This is a genomic window from Candidatus Acidianus copahuensis, from assembly GCF_000632495.1.
Taxonomy (GTDB): Archaea; Thermoproteota; Thermoprotei_A; order Sulfolobales; family Sulfolobaceae; genus Acidianus; species Acidianus copahuensis.
In genome coordinates this window covers 23,535-42,129 of sequence record NZ_JFZT01000021.1, presented here as the reverse complement: position 1 = coordinate 42,129, position 18,595 = coordinate 23,535, and the positions used below count along the sequence as shown (strand labels likewise).

At 36.5% G+C, this 18,595-nt stretch carries 20 protein-coding genes; 7 read left to right on the top strand and 13 right to left on the bottom strand.

Annotation, left to right across the window (positions count from 1 at the left end; genetic code table 11):
- The first annotated feature begins 34 nt into the window (after positions 1-34).
- Complete coding sequence (locus CM19_RS03525; RefSeq protein ID WP_048099077.1) at positions 35-487, top strand: hypothetical protein; 453 nt, start codon at positions 35-37, stop codon at positions 485-487.
- A gap of 14 nt (positions 488-501) precedes the next feature.
- Here CM19_RS03525 and CM19_RS03520 read toward each other — a convergent pair whose 3' ends face one another.
- Positions 502-2,406, bottom strand: coding sequence for a 4Fe-4S binding protein (locus CM19_RS03520; protein ID WP_048099076.1), 1,905 nt, complete (start codon positions 2,404-2,406; stop codon positions 502-504).
- Between the two features lie 251 nt (positions 2,407-2,657).
- Here CM19_RS03520 and CM19_RS03515 point away from each other — a divergent pair, with 251 nt between their 5' ends.
- Positions 2,658-2,951: an antibiotic biosynthesis monooxygenase family protein gene (locus tag CM19_RS03515; RefSeq protein ID WP_048099075.1), complete on the top strand. Its 294-nt coding sequence runs from the start codon at positions 2,658-2,660 to the stop codon at positions 2,949-2,951.
- 4 nt (positions 2,952-2,955) lie between these two features.
- Here CM19_RS03515 and CM19_RS03510 read toward each other — a convergent pair whose 3' ends face one another.
- The 11 genes from CM19_RS03510 to CM19_RS03465 all read right to left on the bottom strand — a co-directional run bounded on the left by CM19_RS03510 (position 2,956) and on the right by CM19_RS03465 (position 12,035).
- Positions 2,956-3,150 (bottom strand): hypothetical protein, encoded by a 195-nt coding sequence (locus CM19_RS03510; RefSeq protein ID WP_048099074.1) that lies wholly within the window; start codon positions 3,148-3,150, stop codon positions 2,956-2,958.
- Positions 3,150-3,407, bottom strand: a complete 258-nt coding sequence (locus CM19_RS03505; protein WP_048099073.1) for a hypothetical protein — start codon at positions 3,405-3,407, stop codon at positions 3,150-3,152. The genes CM19_RS03510 and CM19_RS03505 overlap by 1 nt, the downstream gene beginning before the upstream one ends.
- A gap of 22 nt (positions 3,408-3,429) precedes the next feature.
- Positions 3,430-5,523 carry an AAA family ATPase gene (locus CM19_RS03500; RefSeq protein WP_048099072.1) on the bottom strand — a complete coding sequence of 698 codons (2,094 nt, stop codon included), beginning with the start codon at positions 5,521-5,523 and terminating at the stop codon, positions 3,430-3,432.
- A gap of 76 nt (positions 5,524-5,599) precedes the next feature.
- Positions 5,600-7,462 (bottom strand): hypothetical protein, encoded by a 1,863-nt coding sequence (locus CM19_RS03495; protein ID WP_048099071.1) that lies wholly within the window; start codon positions 7,460-7,462, stop codon positions 5,600-5,602.
- 1 nt (position 7,463) lies between these two features.
- Entirely contained in the window at positions 7,464-7,625 is a 162-nt protein-coding gene (locus CM19_RS13045; protein ID WP_160164858.1) for a hypothetical protein, read from the bottom strand.
- An 88-nt stretch (positions 7,626-7,713) separates the two neighbouring features.
- Positions 7,714-8,322 carry a DUF1404 family protein gene (locus CM19_RS03490; protein ID WP_048099070.1) on the bottom strand — a complete coding sequence of 203 codons (609 nt, stop codon included), beginning with the start codon at positions 8,320-8,322 and terminating at the stop codon, positions 7,714-7,716.
- Positions 8,313-8,510: a hypothetical protein gene (locus CM19_RS03485; protein WP_048099069.1), complete on the bottom strand. Its 198-nt coding sequence runs from the start codon at positions 8,508-8,510 to the stop codon at positions 8,313-8,315. Before CM19_RS03485 ends, CM19_RS03490 begins: the two co-directional genes overlap by 10 nt.
- Positions 8,511-8,555: 45 nt before the next feature.
- Entirely contained in the window at positions 8,556-9,497 is a 942-nt protein-coding gene (locus tag CM19_RS03480) for a hypothetical protein (protein WP_048099068.1), read from the bottom strand.
- Complete coding sequence (locus tag CM19_RS03475; protein ID WP_048099067.1) at positions 9,494-11,164, bottom strand: DOMON domain-containing protein; 1,671 nt, start codon at positions 11,162-11,164, stop codon at positions 9,494-9,496. Before CM19_RS03475 ends, CM19_RS03480 begins: the two co-directional genes overlap by 4 nt.
- Positions 11,161-11,421 carry a hypothetical protein gene (locus CM19_RS03470; protein ID WP_048099066.1) on the bottom strand — a complete coding sequence of 87 codons (261 nt, stop codon included), beginning with the start codon at positions 11,419-11,421 and terminating at the stop codon, positions 11,161-11,163. The genes CM19_RS03475 and CM19_RS03470 overlap by 4 nt, the downstream gene beginning before the upstream one ends.
- A gap of 11 nt (positions 11,422-11,432) precedes the next feature.
- Entirely contained in the window at positions 11,433-12,035 is a 603-nt protein-coding gene (locus CM19_RS03465) for a cupredoxin domain-containing protein (protein WP_048099065.1), read from the bottom strand.
- Between the two features lie 1,398 nt (positions 12,036-13,433).
- Between CM19_RS03465 and CM19_RS03460 the strand changes: the two genes are divergently transcribed.
- The 3 genes from CM19_RS03460 (at position 13,434) to CM19_RS03450 (ending at position 15,987) form a co-directional block, all read left to right on the top strand.
- The gene (locus CM19_RS03460; RefSeq protein WP_235185610.1) at positions 13,434-13,652 is read left to right on the top strand and encodes a hypothetical protein; all 219 of its coding nucleotides are present in this window, start codon (positions 13,434-13,436) and stop codon (positions 13,650-13,652) included.
- Positions 13,645-14,124, top strand: a complete 480-nt coding sequence (locus CM19_RS03455; protein ID WP_048099064.1) for a hypothetical protein — start codon at positions 13,645-13,647, stop codon at positions 14,122-14,124. The genes CM19_RS03460 and CM19_RS03455 overlap by 8 nt, the downstream gene beginning before the upstream one ends.
- Before the next feature lie 102 nt (positions 14,125-14,226).
- Complete coding sequence (locus CM19_RS03450; RefSeq protein ID WP_048099063.1) at positions 14,227-15,987, top strand: cbb3-type cytochrome c oxidase subunit I; 1,761 nt, start codon at positions 14,227-14,229, stop codon at positions 15,985-15,987.
- 67 nt (positions 15,988-16,054) lie between these two features.
- Here the strand turns inward: CM19_RS03450 and CM19_RS03445 are convergent, their stop codons facing one another.
- Complete coding sequence (locus tag CM19_RS03445; RefSeq protein ID WP_048099062.1) at positions 16,055-16,843, bottom strand: hypothetical protein; 789 nt, start codon at positions 16,841-16,843, stop codon at positions 16,055-16,057.
- A gap of 144 nt (positions 16,844-16,987) precedes the next feature.
- Between CM19_RS03445 and CM19_RS03440 the strand changes: the two genes are divergently transcribed.
- Both CM19_RS03440 and CM19_RS03435 read left to right on the top strand, forming a co-directional pair.
- Entirely contained in the window at positions 16,988-17,713 is a 726-nt protein-coding gene (locus tag CM19_RS03440) for an electron transfer flavoprotein subunit beta/FixA family protein (protein ID WP_048099061.1), read from the top strand.
- Positions 17,710-18,567, top strand: a complete 858-nt coding sequence (locus CM19_RS03435; protein ID WP_048099060.1) for an electron transfer flavoprotein subunit alpha/FixB family protein — start codon at positions 17,710-17,712, stop codon at positions 18,565-18,567. The genes CM19_RS03440 and CM19_RS03435 overlap by 4 nt, the downstream gene beginning before the upstream one ends.
- Positions 18,568-18,595 lie beyond the last annotated feature (28 nt).

The following is an 18,595-nucleotide window of genomic DNA, read 5'->3' as shown; positions in this document are numbered from 1 at the left end:
AGAAAAAACGACAAGGAAAATACTCTTATTAGGAATGCTACTAGTAATGGTAGCTGGAGGTATAGTACTAGCAGATCAGGTATCAGGCAACCTAGCGTTAATTAGCTATAATGTAAATCAATCTCAATCTCTTCTAATAATTCCTGCTAATTTTAATTTAGGCAATTTAACGAGTGGACACGCAGGAACAGTGACAGAAAATGCTACTCTCACAATACCTACTAATGGGACTTATGCATTCAAGCTAGATAAGGATACATTAAAGGGAGCCTTTTCCCAATTTAATGTTACAATCAAGTTAGGAAATCAAACAGTGATTCTGCTACTACATGGAAGAGACGATGTCCATGTGAACCTAACTAAAGGTACATATACTGTGGTAATAATCATAAGCTACTTAGTGTCTAGCCATGCACATCATAGAGTTGTAGAAAATGAGCCATTGATAACGGTAAAACAACTAGGTAACGATAGCGAAGAAACTTAATAGATAAAAAAGGTTCAAGATAAATTATTATTTCTTTTTTTGCCAATAAATTTTTCCTTTAGCCAGTGTCTTACATCATAGAAGAAGATATTGTTATAAGGACAAGCGTCCACACATTCTCCTAATCCAACACACTTGAACGACTTAAATTCACCCTTCTTAATAAAGGAGGCCCTCATATCGGTTAAACCAACTGGACAAGCGTTTGCACAATCAACAGTTTTACAAGTAATGCATTGGTTTGGGTCTCTAATTTTTAGCCTGAATAGTCCTACGCTAGAAACAGCCTGATTAAACGTCCCCCAGTAGCAGTAACCGGATGTTACACATGCAAACGTTCCCATAAAAGGTATTGAAACAAAGAGAACGTACCAAAGTATATCAAACCATATGAAGTATATCAACAAAGTAATATCAACACCATATACAGTAAGCGCTACAATTCCGGCGCTGTGCAAGTAAGATATTATCGCAGAGATCAAAACAAATACAGACACCCCCAAAACTACAAACTTAAACCAACCTGAAAGTTTCGAAGTAAGAGTTTTTCTGCCAAACCTAGATGTTCTATTGTAAACCTTCAATGAATCGTAGAATGTTCCTTGATACATTAAAGGGGCAGTACATGAAACCGCACATAGGTTTCTAGATCCGAATAAGAAGGACAGACCACCAAATATCACGTAAGTTCCTATTAATCCGATCAATACAGCTCCGCTTATTGGAGCTAAAGTTCCTATTCCCATCGACCACATTCCTGGAACGTATTGAGCAATAGGCGAAATTGGACTAAAAGATGAAAGATAAATCGTGTATAGAGCATATGCTGAGATCATTAATCCCATTCTCACTTTATTCTCTCTAACGTGCATCTCTGTCATCTTTTTAAATGCTAGAAATCCCATCTCAACTCCCATCATTATCAGAAACCACACAGATCCTAATACAGATCCTACGATGTCAATACCGTCCCATAGGACCGATATGAAAGAGCTTGGCGTTAACCAAGGAAGACTTAATGAGGAAATAAAGCCAGAGATTCCTGGCGAAAAAGTACCCATAACGAAGTCAAGTACACTACCCATAAAGAATTCCATGATAAACGTTGTAAAAATAATGGAAAAAGATAATTTAGGATCCTTAATATAATTTCCCTTCTTAGGATTAGATCCAGCTACGATCCTGTAGAAGTACCAAGTCATCCCTAAGATCATTGATATATTATAGATTATGAAGCTCCTAGTTACAAAGTAAACAAAACCACCAGTCATCATTAAGGCAAAAATAACCATCAATTCTAATGCCGTATAAGTATCTTGAGAAGCCTTAAGCCTTTGAGCGTATAAGGTCTCATAAATTAAAACAGTTGCTCCTATCATAATTGCAGAGGATGCCCAAAAAACCACGTTTATAGGGAAAACTCGAGGAAACCATGGCATGAGGAGAAGAAGAGAAATCAAGAATCTTTTGAGAGATCCGTTAAGTTTAGATATGGATAATGCAAAAACCATTTCAGATATCATAACTCCTACAAACCATGGATTGTCAATTGAATCTGTAAAGGAGGCTGGTGCACCTGTAGCCAAAGAGTAAAATAGTGCACCCATAAAATATTCCGAAGCAACCATTAAAGATGTAAAGATCGGAAATACAATCTGCTTCTTTATTTCATTAGAGTTTAAAACGGCAAGTAGACCAAAGAACATGTAGGCGCCATTTATTGCAAGGAAATAGAAGCTTTGATGATAGGCAACATATAGGTAAGCGCCTAAATTCATTGTAAACATCATTCCTAGGATATAAAGCGCTATAGATACCCTTTTTACTGATTTCCACTTCTCAACTTCATATACAACATATAGCATTACCGCCAGCATTGAGGAAGCAATTCCTAAAAACAACAAATATGAATTATCCATAATATTTTATCGGGTCTACTAGTTAAAAATCTTTACTTTAATTTATAAAAGGAATTATTAAAAGGAATTATATAAGGTTCTTCTAAACCTTCAGTCTCTTAACCCCATTAAGGTAAAAAGTGTTAACATAAATTAGTTCATTTTTGTTATTTACTATCTTAAAGGTATCATATTATTCCCTATCTACTTAATAATATATTTAATCTATCATAAACTTTATATCCAGATAAAAGTAAAAGTAATAGAGAAACATGATAAACGTAGGATTTTACTATAAGGTGAAAGAAGGTCACGAGAAGGAGTTTGAAGAGACGTTTGACAAAGTAGTAGATTACCTAAGGAAAGAATATGCTGGCTTTAAGAACGCTACACTTTATAAAAACGTAAAGGAACCTAGAGAGTACTTGATTTATAGCGAGTGGGAAGATCTAGACACGTTTAAGAAGTTCATCTCCTCCTACGCTTACAAGTCTACAGTAGATTATGGAAAAACAATAATCGAAGGTAGACCAACCCACAGAGTTTTCCAACAAGTCAACACTTAAAATATTAAAAATTAAAATATTTTATTGCAGGTTTTATTATAAGGAAATAAAGTAGTGTAGCTGTTAGTGCAACTGATAATGCATAGAAAGTATAATATAGACCTGGATTCTTCTCATACTGATCAAAGTAGATAAGTGCAGCAAATAATATACCTATTATTCCTATATGAACTATAATACTCCCACCTGTACTTGGCATTACCTTCTCAACCTCCCGCTTAATAAAACTGTTATATATGGTATAGATTCAAAGGATAAAAGTATTCCGGAAAACGTTACAAGAAGTGATTCTAGAATGCCGCATATAATTAAAAAAGAGGAGATTAAGAAGAGAACTCTAAGTTCCCATCTGGGAATTACAGTAGTATCTATATTTAGGGACTCAATTACTTCGTTTTCTGCAACCCCTAACATAACTAGGGTAATCATACCGGATGCAACTAATGAATAAACCATAGAACCAAAAACTACAAAGTAGTTAAGCGTAATTCATTCCCCTTCTGGCCCTCTCATTAAATCTTACATAGTAGTCAACCATAGTGGAAGTTACTATTGGTCTTATGGACTTAAGTGCTTCCATGAGATCCTCCATTGTTAAGAGTGGTTTCGAATCAGTCTGAACAGATCTCCTTATTGCTAACAGTATTGCCTTATTTACGACTCCCTTAATCTCTGCTGGTGTGTAGTTTTCTGTTAATCTGGCTAATTGCTGAATATCTACTTTTTCATGTAGAGTTTTATTCAAGAACCTAGAAAATAGGGCAATCCTACCAGAGAAGTCCGGAGGAGGGACATAAATTAACTTCTCCAACCTACCTGGCCTAAGTAGAGCAGGATCTATAATATCTGGTCTATTGGTCGCAGCTATTACTACAACTCTTTCTTTCCTTTTGCTCACTCCATCCATTTCAGTCAGTAACTGACTTACGACTCTATCTGTTGTTCTATTTGGATCTGCTCCTCTTGCTACGGTAATTGCATCTATCTCGTCAAAGAAGACTATTGTTGGAGCAGCCTGTCTAGCTCTCTTAAATATTTCCCTTATTGCCCTTTCTGTTTCACCAACCCACATGCTCATGAGTTCAGGTCCATTTACTGCAATGAAATTAGATTTACTCTCCCGCGCAACTGCTCTGGCCAGCATTGTTTTACCGGTCCCAGGAGGACCATACATGAGGACTCCTGTCGGAATCTCTGCAGACATTTGCTCATAAAGATCTCTTTTAGTTAATGGCCATTCTACTGCCTCCTTTAACTCAAGTTTAACTTCGTCAAGTCCAACAACATCTTCCCAAGTAATTGAAGGTATTTCAACTCTAAACTCTCTCAATGCAGAGGGCTCTACAACCTTTAAGGATTCTATAAAATCATCTTGTGTTATTTTCATACACTCAAGCGAGCCATTACATCTATGATATGCCCTCATAACAGCCTCTCTTACCAACGCCTCTAAGTCTGCTCCAACAAAGCCCATAGTAAGATCTGCAATGGCATCAAGGTCCACAGATGAATCTAACGGGACTCTTTTAGTGTGGATCTTTAATATATCGTACCTACCTGTTCTATCAGGAACAGGAATCTCAATCTCTCTATCAAATCTACCTGGTCTCCTTAGAGCAGGATCTATAGCGTTTTGCCTGTTAGTAGCCCCTATTATAAGTATACCGGAGCCAGATGAGACCCCGTCCATAAGAGTTAGGAGTTGAGCTACGACTCTCCTATCCGCCTCTGATGAAGTTACATCTCTGTTGGGAGCTATCGCGTCAATTTCATCTATAAATACAATAGATGGTGAGTTCTTTTCTGCTTGCTCAATAATATCTCTCAATCTCTTTTCACTTTCTCCGTAATATCTGGAACCTATTTCTGGCCCACTTATGTAAAAGAAGTTAGCCATGATACTATTAGCTAAAGCTTTAGCGATCAATGTCTTTCCAGTCCCTGGAGGGCCGTAAAGTAGAACGCCCTTAGGAGGTCTAAGCCCTAAAGCTCTTGTTATCTCCGGTTTAACCAAGGACATTTCGACAATATCCATCAATGTTTTGATCTGGTCTGACAAACCTCCAACTTGATCTAAGGTAATATAAGGTATGTTTGTCTTGGTCAACTTAACAGCTTCTGGAGCAACTGTTATTACAGTTTCGGAAGTAACATAGCCAGCCTCTGTTTGTGGGCTCAAAGATACAACTATGAACTCTCCAATCTTTGTATCTAAAGAGATGCCTCTAGCTATCATTTTTCCTCTAAGTTCTAGATTTAATCTTCTCGAATCAAAGTTTTTTTGAGTGACTGGAGCAAGTGTAACTTCTTTTAAGGAGACAGGGGTTGACTTTTTTATTGGTATTTTTTCACCCTCCTTTATCCCTAGCGCTTTCAGCCTAGATTCGTTTATTACTATTCCTCCTCTACTCTCCTTGTTTTCTTGGACGTAGAAGGGAATTGGTATACTACCTATAGCAATAATAACATCACCTGGCAATAGAGAAAGCGAGGAAAAGAGGTTACTATCAACTAATGCAATGTCAGATCTTGTTTTACCGCTATAAACCCTCACAAAGAACAAAGACTCCATATTCCTTTATCCCTTACTTTAATTGGTTCTCTAAAGGAAAATAACTTTTTCATAAAAGACTTTTACACTGAATTCGTTAAGATGTGTCAGAAATTCTCAGAGTTTTCTGGGGTTTTAATTTAACCCTAGTTTTTCTTCCAGTGAAAATCAATAGGACAAGTAAAATGATTTGTGAAGAGAACGATAGAAGCAATTGTCCCTCTAGACTATTCACAAAATTAATAAAGTATGTTCCAGCAAGAGCCGCACCGACTACTCCTAAGGAATATGTTGAAAATGAGGATATAGTGCACATGGGACATACAGCTACAGAACCTATAACTGATGAAATCAATCCTTTTCTAGAAATAGCATTTAGATCAAATGAATACGAAGCTATTGAACCAACTATCATAGACGATGAAATCAACTGAAGGAGTTGCAAAGGATAGATAAACATGCCAATAATATGGGGAATATATATTGTAAGAGACGGTTCAAACATAGGGATACCAAAACCACCAATTAATATTGGAGGATATGGATACCCAGATACGCCTAAATGAATAACCCCTGATAATAATGCAAACACAACAGCGAATATTGAGGACCATCTTAACCAGTGCTTTGGTCTTGGGAGATCAAATACTTGTTTTATCAGCCTAGATATACCATAACCTAACGATATTGAACCAATAACCATTACTAAAGTGGATGCTGTTGTAGTAACAATTAAGAAGTTTAGATCGTACCCGTTATAATCAACATAATATGGAATGTGAGTTAAGAAATAAAGAGTTTGGGCCGCTAATATAATTGCACCAAGAGAAATCCACTGTAAGCCTAGATCCTTACTATTTATCTTTGGAAATTCTATCTTAACATCACTTCTAGCCATTGTATTTCTGAGGTATTGTAGATAATAAACGCCGGCATACCATGCAAGTGGAGTTCCGACTATCCAAGTTGTTATCCATAGATCGATCAATTGATCGGACGAGAAGTTAAAGAATGGAATTGGCCTTCCTATAAGTAAGGAGATCGGTCCAGGCATGATAAGTGACCAAGCGGTAATATGCAGAATACCTAGCCTTGACCATCCCTTTAGCGTTGAAAATCCCATAAACCCAACTAGACCTGATATGAAGGACAAGGGAATTAGAATTTCTGGAATAGAATAAATATATCCGAAAATAGAAAATATGGAAATAACCAGAGATATAGAAATAAAAATCCCAATCTTCCACTTCCTCCCGTAAATCGAGGCAAAAGCGCTTCCAGCTAGCATTGCTAAAACAACCTTTATAAAAGAGAACGCAGGCGTTCCAGGGATAATTACTGAGGCAAAGATAGAGGAAATTCCTATCATATATGTCCACTTTCCTCTTCCTAAACCTCTAACTACGTTTTTACCTATTATTTCAGAGTAAAGGACATAACTCGATAGTATTAAGAGGCCAGCTGCTAAAACGACTAAGCCTTCAAATAGTCTTTCCATAAAAGTCAAGGAAAGAATAAAGGGTAAGTTCGCAGCTGCTGAACCGATGAGTGCAGTGAATAGCTCACACGAACATGAAAGAGAGGTAGCTATTAGACCTAAACTTGAGAGTAATTTTTGAGAGGCCTTTATTTTCATCGTATTATAATAAATAACGTAAAGGGTTATGTTAAACGCAACAAGAAAAGATAAAAGTAAGGAGATTCCCAAGGAAAGAGGAGTCATAGCCCACGAAAAAACCGGAGTGTTAATGGAAAAGAAAGGCCCCCATAAAGGAAATGGCATATATTGAGGAGAAACCGGAGGAGAAGTTGATATAAGAAAATAAACACCGTGAGGGAATCTCACATTATCGGCTATTAATAACCTTGCGACAAACTGGAAGAAAAGAAAATACAAAATAAAAACTAAACCAAAAAGTATTTTATATTTTAAAAATCTAAAAAAATCAAGGGGATCCATCTTATACCCCTTGGTCCGCTTCTTGCCTTAAGAGATCGTTGAACTCGACTTGTTTATCCTTATCGGCTTTTACAATTAGCAATATAAACCATATAGGATATATTAAAGCCATCAACAAAAAGCCTATTTCCCATAGCATAGCCTGCGATTCGAATATAGCCATATGCTATACCTCATTATAAATGTTAATGAAGAAAGTATAAAAGGTTTACTAAGGAAAAAAAGACAATTTTAATTTTATTTAAAATATTTCAGAATAAATCAAGGTCCTTAAGAATCTTTACCATATAGTAGGTTGAAGGGACTGCAGCCATTGCGAATAACGCATATGAGGTGTAAACAAGCTGAATAGATGAGTAAGCAGGGTAATAATTAGTAGAGTAATAGCTAGCCATCTCGAGGAATATTTCAGCTACTGCAGCCATCATACTAAACATTGAAAATAAAGTTATACTTCTCCACGCGTTGCTCATAGCTTCCCACCCCAGACCTGCAATAATACCTGCGACAATAAACGAAATTATCTGAAGAGACCTGCCAACCATATTAATAACACTATAATCAAAGGGACCGGGAATATACCAGTAGGTAACTATTGATCCAGCGATTATCCAGACAAATAATATGCCTTTGGTTGAATAGTTAAAGGAAAGAACAGCACTGGTCACTTTTCCCCCTTTGTTATATAGTAATTTATATAACCATATTCCCAATAGTCCTGAACCCCAGACTAGCAACATATCAAAGGAAAACTTAGCTAACTCTAGAGTCCCGTATAAATATTGAGAAAAAGGATTCACTGACGATGCTATCAACACTAATCCCAGAATCAAGTACCTATCCTCTGATCTCAACTCCATAACCCCAACAGAGTACCTCCAGCAACTAGTACAGCCCCTGCTAGAGGAACCATTGCGACTAAGGAGTCATTTGCATACTCTGTATACGGCATAGTTTGAATTAGAAAAATATCTGCAACCCAGGTTGCTACTCCTATAGCAGCAACAACTGCACCTAAAACTCTTCTAGCAAACTTTATTTCAGCCATTTTAACTCGAATATTTTATATAAAAAAAGACTTATAAACTTTACTTTATTTGCTCAGCGAACCTAATACAACTGCTATTAAGGGCATTAACATGTAGGTGGTTGAGGAGATCGTGTCGAAAACTAACGCTCCCCCTAATAGACCTAGCACTGGCAGTGAGAGGGATTTATCAATCTTCAGCAAACCTAATGATGTAAAGAAGACAAAGGAGGCTATAACGAAAAATATCGGAGGGAACCAATCAGTAACTCCGAGTATTCCTAGAATATAAGGGAAGGTATAGCCTAACATTGTAGCCAGGCCTGGGACCACATTAAACCAAGCCAGTATAGCTAAAGGAACTGAGATAATTAGAGGAATTACTAAGAAAAGTCGATTTATTTTCCTTGCAACAACTGCTACAAATACTGCTCCCACAGATAGCAATGAATAGGGCATAAGTCTAGCAGAGAGAGAAGTTATACCTCCAAACTCAGATACACCAGTCATTTCAACAAGCCAAGAACCAATTAAAAATGAAAACGCGAGAATATCGGGTATTATCATTACATATAGAAGTTTTTTGTTAATATCTCTGATTATTAGAATGGACGTTGCTATTATTAACAGCACATAGGCTAAAGACGCACCTATAGGTAAGTTAAAGGACGTATTGTTAATTCCAAAGTAGACATGAATTATATCAAAAAATGCTGTCAAGTAAAGTATGCTTAATAAAAGGGCTTTAGGAATTTTAGTCAGCGTACTGGATACTATTGCCAAAATAAGAACTGCAAACTGAAGAAAAAATACGAAACCATAGGCTTCTCCGCCAATAAGGTAGAGGAAATAAAACGTCCTAGTTACGGAAAGGGATAAGCCAGCCATACCTAGAGGAAGTACTCCAACTAGAAATTCTCTATTAAAAAAGAGTTCAATAAATAATAAAAAAATATATGGATAATAAAAAAATTTTTGATATCTTCTAAGATTGATCACAAAGCTCATAAATGATTACCCTTTAACTGTCTAGTTCTAGTTATTACTTTAATTATATTCTTTGGTATAATTAGGAATGACCTTAAGTTCTCCATCGAATAACCCTTAACGAATAAACTTATTGCTATAGCTGGAGCTGCTATCGAGTTGCCTATAATGAAAAGAGGAAGTAAGGCAGAAGTGCTCCCAGAAGGTGGTTGTATATATATTCTCCACCAGAACGATATAGACTTGAAATCTACTGATTCACCAGATCCCCCCTGAAATACAGCAAAGGCCACCCAGTAGCTATTTCCAGGTTTTAATTGTATTTGATAATGAGATTCTCCTTGTCCTCCAGAAACTCCAAAAGTAGTAAAAGTTCTAGCAAATACTGCCTTCATCCATGGTCCTGTAGGAGTATTATAGAACTTAAAGCCTGTAGCAACAACTGACGGATTCCACAAAGCCGTAACATTTATTGGAGTAGTGTTTGTTCCTTCTTCAAACTGTTGGAATTGCCATGTCGATATATATTTAGAATTTATATATGGAAAGCCCTGATAAGGAGGACCACCGATATAGTATATCGAAGAACCATTACTATATAAATCAGCAATTATCCCTTGATTCTTCAGATACCCTAGATTAAGTGGATCCTTATACTGAGGATAATGGTAATAAGGTGGTGCCGTTGTCCTACTGAAAAGGGTCGGCCCTGGGTATCCAAAGTCGGCTGTATTATTCGCTCTTGGGTTATTATTTAACACCCAAATCTCAGCTTCACCAGCTGATAAAGCTCCAGAAGTACCTGGCATCATGTGAGGTGTATATGCAATTTGCGTCCAATCCTTTGGAACTCCACCTAAAAGCCACATTATAGCAAACCTCTCTGGATACATATAAGTAGAGTTATAGAATAAAGATACATAACCTGCTGTATCTTCTGGATAAAATTCATTATATGCTGATTGAGACCATGTGGTATCATTAAGACCCATAGAGAGAAATTGAGACAGCGAAGTAATCATTGTGCCATTATAATTTAATGATAAACTATGAATTATTACTGGTTGTCCATTGTTAAGCGGGTTACCATTAGGTAATGTGGCTCCAATGACTTCACCTACTAGTTTTCCACTTTGATTTAATACAATAATTTGAACAGGATTGGCCATTGCTTGACCTGGAGGATACTGAATCACTTGATCAGGCCTTAAGTACGTTACATTGACAACAGACTGATTAGAATAGCTAAATGAAACATTAACGTCCCACCAGCCTACTGGTCCAGCATTTGAAAATGGTTGCCAAATCTGTCCAGATGGTATTCTTTCAGCACATGCTTGCCATGACTCATATCCAACAACTGGTGCTTTCATTAGAATAAAAATATATGGAACGCCGTCAACATATGTCCAAGCTGCCTTTACGTAAACCGTTGTTGTATGTCCTGAGATTCCATTAGGTACAGGAACTGTGGGGACCAGAGGCACTGTACTCCAAGGTATACTTTGCCAAAACATTTCACTACCAGGGTCTCCTTCATTTAATTGTGCATTGGGTACATAATATGCAGTAACTGTGCTCGATGAGACTTCTGCAGCATTAAGTACTTGATCTAATCCATATCCTATTCCTACAATAACTAAAAACACAACTAAACCTATAACTAGAAGTTTTGCATAACCGTTCATCCTTTTACACCTCCTCTTTTAGCTAACTCAAAATGTGATACAAGACCTCCAATACCGAAGAGAAAAATTGCTAAACCTATAAAATTGATAAAGTAGTTCGGAGTAGTTTGAGGAGAAGCTAGGTTCATACCATTGACAGTAAAGATTTCTTGATGATAAGTGATAGTCCTTGTTCCACCTACTAATAATATGATACCTAATATAATTAACACTGTACCTAGATAAAGGAAAGTTTTTGGAGTTTTATTACTTGCCATTTTTCCTCACCTCAATACCCTCCAACTCCCTGTCCGCTTACTGAGTTGGGAGCCCATGTACCTTCTGGCATTACTCCACCAGTTATCTCAGAAGCATATGTAGCGTTAGTCGTCGCAACTATTGTACCAACTAGCCAAGAATGTCCTAATCCTGTAGTAGCAGTTCCGCAGTACTCTGCACAAGCCACATGATATATCCCAGGCTTTGGAAATACTAGGACAATGTAAGAGTAGTAGCCCGGAACAGCCTCAGCTCCATAATTAAATAAACTGAAATTGGAAGTAGCGCTCTGTACAAAAAACTCATGGAAAACGTCAACGCTATGCACTACAAATACTACTGGCTCGTCAACTGGTACTACTGTTAAGTTAGTATAAGTCCTGTCATGAGGATAAAAGTCCCAATGCCACTGTTGTCCAGTAACGTAGATAACTACATAGGGACCTTTATATGCTCCTAGTGCATTGGCAAACGAAGCATGAACAACGCCTACTCCTGCATTGTTAGTTGGATTGTATCCTACATAATCGTATGAATCATATTGCACCTCTAGGGATATTACAGCTACCACAACTAAAACCAGAAACAGAGCTATTACAGTTGATCTCTTCATTTTTCTCCAAGAGATTTTCGATTAGATGGTTTTTAAATCTTATGTTTCCATCAAAAGTAAACTCAAATAAAATTGATAATTATTGTTATTTATTGAAAAATATTTTGGAAAACAGCACGAGACCTTTCACATACTTTGCAGAATAAGTGAACTAAGCAGTAAAATATATGGTTATGAATTATCTTACGCTAAGTAGTGAAGAGGTATTAAAAAGAGAGACGAGAAGCGTAACTAATCCTTATTTGGGATTCTCCTTGACCAGGTTAAGAAAAAAAGGAGAGGAGATATGAGTATCTAACTCCCTTATACTACTTATAGCGTATGTAAACGTCCTCTTCCACCTGATCTACTTAAGTTAGGAAGAAGAGACTGTTTCTAAATATTAACATACCTGATTAGAACAAACACCAGATTATAGTTTGAGGAAGAATAGACCCTAAGATCAATGTTCTAGCAGTGGTTTGACTGATAAAAGTGGCCAACAGAGGAAAGTGGAAGATAGAGGGACTTCTCACGGAAACATCTGCTGTTTAACCCAAGAGTAATGAAGTATGTCAATCACTGTAGAGTTGAAAGAACTTCTGATAGCAGTCACCTTAACCTAGTTGATAAGAGGGTCATAGAAAGACGAAATGATCAGCATCTACGCTACTGGCTTATATATCCCGCACTTACTATTGTCGTCCTTTCATGGATAATTTATTGCTAAAGCTTAACAAAGATGTTATATATAGAGAATTTGAGAACGAATTCCATTAATATTATTAAACTTCGTCTTGTAAATATTTAAATCGAATAATTAAACAAAGAGAAAACCATAAAAAAATCCAGTGTCTCTTATCCCTGAATTTTAACCCACAAAGTCCTTTAACTGATCCTTATTATCCTCTTTCTAGATAGAGGAAAAACCATCTTAACTGAGTATATGGGTCAGTTGTAGTAGGAGGAGAAACTTTACCTTAGAATATATGATGAAAATCTTATTTCAACGAAACACGTACAGAGAAAAGTTTAAATATAGGGGAAACGCATTTCTAAATTATATAATGTGGAATTTCTCCTTTTTTAAGTAACTTGATTTCTATCTAATAATAATATATGGGATGCGGTTAACCCCGTTAATGATAGAACAAGAATCTAAGTAATTAATTTAGTAAATTAACGTTACACTATACTACATAACAACGAATATTATTGCTATTTAGTTAAGTGCTGATTATTTCCATGGAAGTAATTACCGCTTACTAATTCCATATAAAGTATACAAATATTTTACTTTTTTAAAAATAAGCTATTTTCTATGACGAACAACACAACTCATTAATGATTTACCATTTCTGTAATAAACTTACGAAGTTAAGAAGAAAAAAGTATATATATTATAGCACAAACTTCAAAATGACCAAAATGAATCTAAAGATGTGGGGTCCTATTCTTGTTGGAGCCATTATAGTAGCTATCGCAATAATTATAGAGGTTATGTACTCTATGAGCCTACTGAAGCCTGTGCCTTATGCGTTTAGTTATGTCCCTGGAGGTATCGACTACGCTGGCGAATTCCTTGCTATAATAGGACTTGCCTTAATTATGATAGGAGGGATATTCAAACGTGAATAAAAAAGTCAAGGCAATTTTTTTAACAGTAATCGTTTTACTTGCCATATTATTCACAGTTAGTTTGTTCGATAAGCAATTATTCTTTTCGTATGTAAAAACTCAATCTGTATCCTTTTCCACATTTAAATCAGGTGAATTCAATATATTAATATACTCTCCAAGTTCTGGAAATATAAAGTCTGAGAGGATCTATGGAATTATATTTAGTATAAATAACCTATGTACGCAGAAGCTAACAGTAAATGGAATATTTAATTCAACTTTTTCAGAATCAAATCCTGAATACTATATTCTTGTAGAGGTGCCAGAACCAAATGGTACTGTCGTATCTGCCTACGAGAGAACTTATAATATATTCATGGGGTTTGAGACAGTTCTAATTCCAACACCAAATTTATCACCTGGTAACTATATAATATCCCTAAGTAATGGAATGGATATTAATGTAGTGCTTAATAGTTCGTCTTATTAATTACTTTTTTTAAAATAATATCTATTTTACTAACTAAATTAATATGATGATTAAATGGTAAAGTTTTTTAACTAATGTAAGTCTCATTAATTTAAGAGAGTTATGGCTAGCCGTGAAGAGGTAAGAAGGACTGAAAGAGAAAAATTATCGGAGTGGGCAGCTCAGTATGAAGAAGTAAAGGCCAGGGAACAGAAGAGAAACATCCTAATGAAGGTGCTGTATAGCGAGGAGTATAAAATGTTGACAATAAAAAACATCATAGTCGCTGTAGTTTGGTTATTCGTAGGAGGCGCTTTTGCCCTTATTCTAAGAAGCCAAGCAGGTTTGTCCTCTACGGGAGTTCCAGTAGTTGTAACTCCTGAATATTACTTCCAAGCAATGACTAATCATGTTATGGATATGATTTTCGGAGCGGTTTTTTCAATAGTGTTTGCAGTGTCTTTTTACGTAATACCGGCTATGAATGGAAGCAGGCTTATAAAATGGCCTAAAATCGCTAATGCCGGACTATGGATTGCAACAATTGGTCTGTTCATGATGAATTTTGGAGGAGTACAGAATCAATACATGTTTACATTCCTTAATCCATTGAAGGCATCTCCTACTTGGTTCATAGGATACGCCGCTATGGTTATTGGTGAATGGATGGAAATGGCGTCTGTTTTGGGTACTTCATTTAACGGAAGAATCAAGGGAAAGCTAGTTCCAACCGCAATAGGGTTCATAGTTATGGATATGATAATGATGGCGTTAGCGAACATCTCTGTGTTCATTGATGTTATATGGTCATTACTTTCACCAATAGGAGGATTAGGAATAACCATATTTGGAGTGCCAAACGCTGAGGTTTGGAAGGGACTTTTCTGGTTTGCAGATCATCCCTTAGTATACTTTGCCCCATATACTTTAACTGGAGCGTCTTTAGCAGTAATACCAATTTACGCCAAAAGACCGCTCTATAGCTATAGGTTTGCAAGATGGTTAATTCCAACACTTTTCGTTTTAGGATCCAGTGTATACGTTCACCATCTTGGAGACGACCCATGGCCATTAATATTAAGGGACATATTTGCACAAACCTCAACTGCCCTTATAGCAATACCATTCGCTGCTCTATGGCTTTTGTTCTTCATAACGTTAGGAGACCCTAGAAAGTTAAAGTGGGATGCGGCACTTGCATTTATCTACGCTTCAGCTGTGTGGAACATCATAGGAGGGATACAAGCGGAGCCGACTAACCCAGTGCAAGCTATAGATCCTACAATCCATAATACCGGGTGGATATTTAGCCATTTTCATGTTATGCTAGCTCTATATTCTGTAGGAGGTCTCTTAGGAGTATTGTATGCTGTTGGACCATATCTATGGGGAAGAGAGTGGTATAGCACTAAATTATCTTGGCTTCACTTCTGGGGATGGCAAGCTGGAATGGGCCTTTTCGTATCCGCCTCTGCCATAGGAGGGTTCTACGGATTAATAAGAAGGGAAGTGGCTTGGGCAGCATTTTATGAACCCTACTATCAGTTAATAATGATAGGTGGATGGTTAGCAGGATTCGCAACTATCTTCTTTGGCTATAACCTTATTATGACTTTACTTTATGGTAAGAAAATTAAGGAAACTGATATACCAATGTGGGCCGTAATAACAGTAGCTATGGAAAGATATGGATTAAGAAGAGAAGGATATTCCGATGAAGAACTACCAACAGCCTTACCTGCTGATGGAATGATAAGAAAAGTGAGTAATAGCGTTAACAACAACGTTCAAGGAAATAACATATTAACAAGAAATGTAAATTTACAAAAGGACGTAAAAGCTGAACTAAAACTAGATAAAACTGACAAGGCAGACATAAAGTAATAAAACTTTTCTTTTTATATAAACTAAAGTAATTTTTAATCAATAATTTTTTTATATATTCAGCACTTTATAATCTCTTATCTATTTCTCCTCTCTGAAAGACTTGGAAAAATATTGAGGAGTAATAAAGTGTCATCGCTATAACTACATTTAGATCATAAGGCAACGCATTAATTATTAGAATCACGCCTGTTACTATAAGACTAAGGTAAACATATTTCCAGTCTCTCCTCTTACTAAAGAAAACACCATAAGCTGATATTCCCAGGGTCATTATAACAGCAAACGGAAACCAATTACTAACGTTAAACGCTGTAGGTGGGAATGCGGTAACTCCTACAAGAGGAAGAAGATATGGATACTGTAAACCCCTTAAATAATGAATTACGTAGAAACCAATCATCTCGCTCATCATAGGAAGAAAAAACCAGTAACTATTTATGCTGTAATAAAATGCGTTATAAGGCGTAGAGAATAACCTAGAACCGAACTGAGCAAGACCAAAAGTAGAACCCATTAACACCTCATTTAGAACTGCTAGTAAAGAAATAGAATATACGTGGATCGAACTTACATGCAGTTTTCTTTCGGAAATATTTTCTGCTATAGCAAAGAAATACGCTAAAACTGTTATCATAACTCCCATATTGACAGCAAAGGCTACAGCTAAACTAACATTCGACGGCGAATACAAGTAAATAGATGCTCCTAAGAACATTGTTAGCATCATAAGAAGAGCAAAATATGAGAAGAAAAGACCTATATATGTTCTAATTTTTGTTATATAGTATAGGATAGTTAAAATTATTGCTACCATACCAGCAGCGACTAAAGACAATAGAATAATTGACGTCATGTTTAATACGTAAGTAGATTGACTTAAAATATTCTTTTCAACTAATCTACGTTAACTATAGATATTTTCAACAAAATGATTAGAATTATCTAGATGTAATACTCGCTTAGTTACTTTTATTTTTGTTTGTTAGTAAAGTGATTTATGAATATCGTTGTAGGCTTCAAAATAGTTCCAGATGATACCATGATAAAGGCAACAGGCGATAAAATATTTCTTGATGTTCCCTTAAAGATAAGCACTTACGATAAGAACGCTATTGAAGAAGCCATTCTCCTAAAGGAGAAAATGGGAGGAAAAGTCATTGGAATTACTGTTGGAAATATCGAAAGAAAATCTGTCAGAGAAGCCCTTGCAATGGGAGTAGATGAGGTTTTAGCTATAAAAACGCAGAAAGCTGACGTTTACTCCACTTCATTAGCAATTACCGAGAACATCAAGGCTTTTAATCCAGACCTCGTGATATTCGGCGAACAAACAGTAGATAGCGGAACTTCAGGGGTTCCAGGTTACGTAGCTGAGATCTTAGGATTACCATATTTATCAAACGTTAAGTCCTTGACAATTGAAGGAAATTTAATCAAAGTAGAAAGAGGTATGGTTAGTTACGTTGAAGAAGATGAGACTCAGCTTCCTGCAGTAATTTCAGTCGGAGGAGAAATCAACACTCCAAGAATACCTAGCGTTAGACAAATCATGGAATCTGCGAAAAAGCCAGTCCGAGAAGTAGAGTTTAATCCTGAACCTAAGGTTTCTATTGGAGAACCAAAGCCCTTGATTGTTAATAGGAAAAAGACGATAATTGAAGGAAACATGAGTGAGGCAGTGGATAAACTAATTTCACAACTTAGAGAGGACGGTGTTCTATGAAAATCGTAGTATTTTCTGAAAGCCCACCTCATTATAGAATGGCTTCAGCTTTAGCTCAAGGATTTAATGCTGAACTTATAGGTATTTCACCTCAACCTCAAAAGCTGACTGATGTAAATTACGTATATGATAAATTGGATGAAGATGGTTTAGTCGACTTTATATCATCACTCAGTCCTGACGTTGTAATTACTGGTAGCGTAAGAAGAGATAGGGCAATAGCTTCAAGAGTCGCAGGAAGACTAAGATTACCCTACATTCCAGACGCAGTGTCTTTAGGAATTGAAGGAAATGTAATTAAGGTCACAAGGACAGCTTATAGTGGGATAGCTCTCGTAGACGTAACAGCAAATATTCCTGCAGTTATAACAGTTGCTGGAACTTCCATCCAACCGAAGGAGAAGGAGACAAAGGTAGAAAAGCTTTCCTTTAAGGAAGGAAGAATTAAAACTTTAAGCGTTAAGAGCACTACGTCGGGAGCAAGTCCAGCAACCGCGCAGATTGTTATAGGTGTAGGTAGGGGTATGGGTTCAAAGGAAAATGTGAATTATGCTGAGGAACTTGCGAAGTCTCTTGGAGGAGTAGTGGGGGGAAGTAGACCTGTCTGTGCAGATCTACATTGGGTATCTGAGGATAGACAAATAGGTCTTTCAGGTCTAAGGATAAGACCTAAACTATACATAGCTCTAGGTATTTCAGGGCAACCACAGCATATTGCGGGTATTAGAGATTCAAAGGTTATCGTAGCAGTAAACAAAGATAAAGATGCGCCTATACTGGAAAACGCAGACTATCTAGTAGTTGGAGACGCAGTAGAGTTTTGCAAGTTAATGAAGGAAAAGTTTAAGAGATAAATTTTTTTAAGTTGAATTATGAAATTTT

Coding starts and splice junctions, on each gene's coding strand:
- CM19_RS03525 (WP_048099077.1), top strand. CDS start 35: ATGCTACTAGTAATGGTAGCTGGAGGTATAGTACTAGCAGATCAGGTA.
- CM19_RS03470 (WP_048099066.1), bottom strand. CDS start 11,421: ATGGCAAGTAATAAAACTCCAAAAACTTTCCTTTATCTAGGTACAGTG.
- CM19_RS03475 (WP_048099067.1), bottom strand. CDS start 11,164: ATGAACGGTTATGCAAAACTTCTAGTTATAGGTTTAGTTGTGTTTTTA.
- CM19_RS03500 (WP_048099072.1), bottom strand. CDS start 5,523: ATGGAGTCTTTGTTCTTTGTGAGGGTTTATAGCGGTAAAACAAGATCT.
- CM19_RS03450 (WP_048099063.1), top strand. CDS start 14,227: ATGGCTAGCCGTGAAGAGGTAAGAAGGACTGAAAGAGAAAAATTATCG.
- CM19_RS03520 (WP_048099076.1), bottom strand. CDS start 2,406: ATGGATAATTCATATTTGTTGTTTTTAGGAATTGCTTCCTCAATGCTG.
- CM19_RS03510 (WP_048099074.1), bottom strand. CDS start 3,150: ATGCCAAGTACAGGTGGGAGTATTATAGTTCATATAGGAATAATAGGT.
- CM19_RS03480 (WP_048099068.1), bottom strand. CDS start 9,497: ATGAGCTTTGTGATCAATCTTAGAAGATATCAAAAATTTTTTTATTAT.
- CM19_RS13045 (WP_160164858.1), bottom strand. CDS start 7,625: ATGGCTATATTCGAATCGCAGGCTATGCTATGGGAAATAGGCTTTTTG.
- CM19_RS03440 (WP_048099061.1), top strand. CDS start 16,988: ATGAATATCGTTGTAGGCTTCAAAATAGTTCCAGATGATACCATGATA.
- CM19_RS03515 (WP_048099075.1), top strand. CDS start 2,658: ATGATAAACGTAGGATTTTACTATAAGGTGAAAGAAGGTCACGAGAAG.
- CM19_RS03490 (WP_048099070.1), bottom strand. CDS start 8,322: ATGGAGTTGAGATCAGAGGATAGGTACTTGATTCTGGGATTAGTGTTG.
- CM19_RS03445 (WP_048099062.1), bottom strand. CDS start 16,843: ATGACGTCAATTATTCTATTGTCTTTAGTCGCTGCTGGTATGGTAGCA.
- CM19_RS03465 (WP_048099065.1), bottom strand. CDS start 12,035: ATGAAGAGATCAACTGTAATAGCTCTGTTTCTGGTTTTAGTTGTGGTA.
- CM19_RS03435 (WP_048099060.1), top strand. CDS start 17,710: ATGAAAATCGTAGTATTTTCTGAAAGCCCACCTCATTATAGAATGGCT.
- CM19_RS03460 (WP_235185610.1), top strand. CDS start 13,434: ATGACCAAAATGAATCTAAAGATGTGGGGTCCTATTCTTGTTGGAGCC.
- CM19_RS03495 (WP_048099071.1), bottom strand. CDS start 7,462: ATGGATCCCCTTGATTTTTTTAGATTTTTAAAATATAAAATACTTTTT.
- CM19_RS03505 (WP_048099073.1), bottom strand. CDS start 3,407: ATGGTTTATTCATTAGTTGCATCCGGTATGATTACCCTAGTTATGTTA.
- CM19_RS03485 (WP_048099069.1), bottom strand. CDS start 8,510: ATGGCTGAAATAAAGTTTGCTAGAAGAGTTTTAGGTGCAGTTGTTGCT.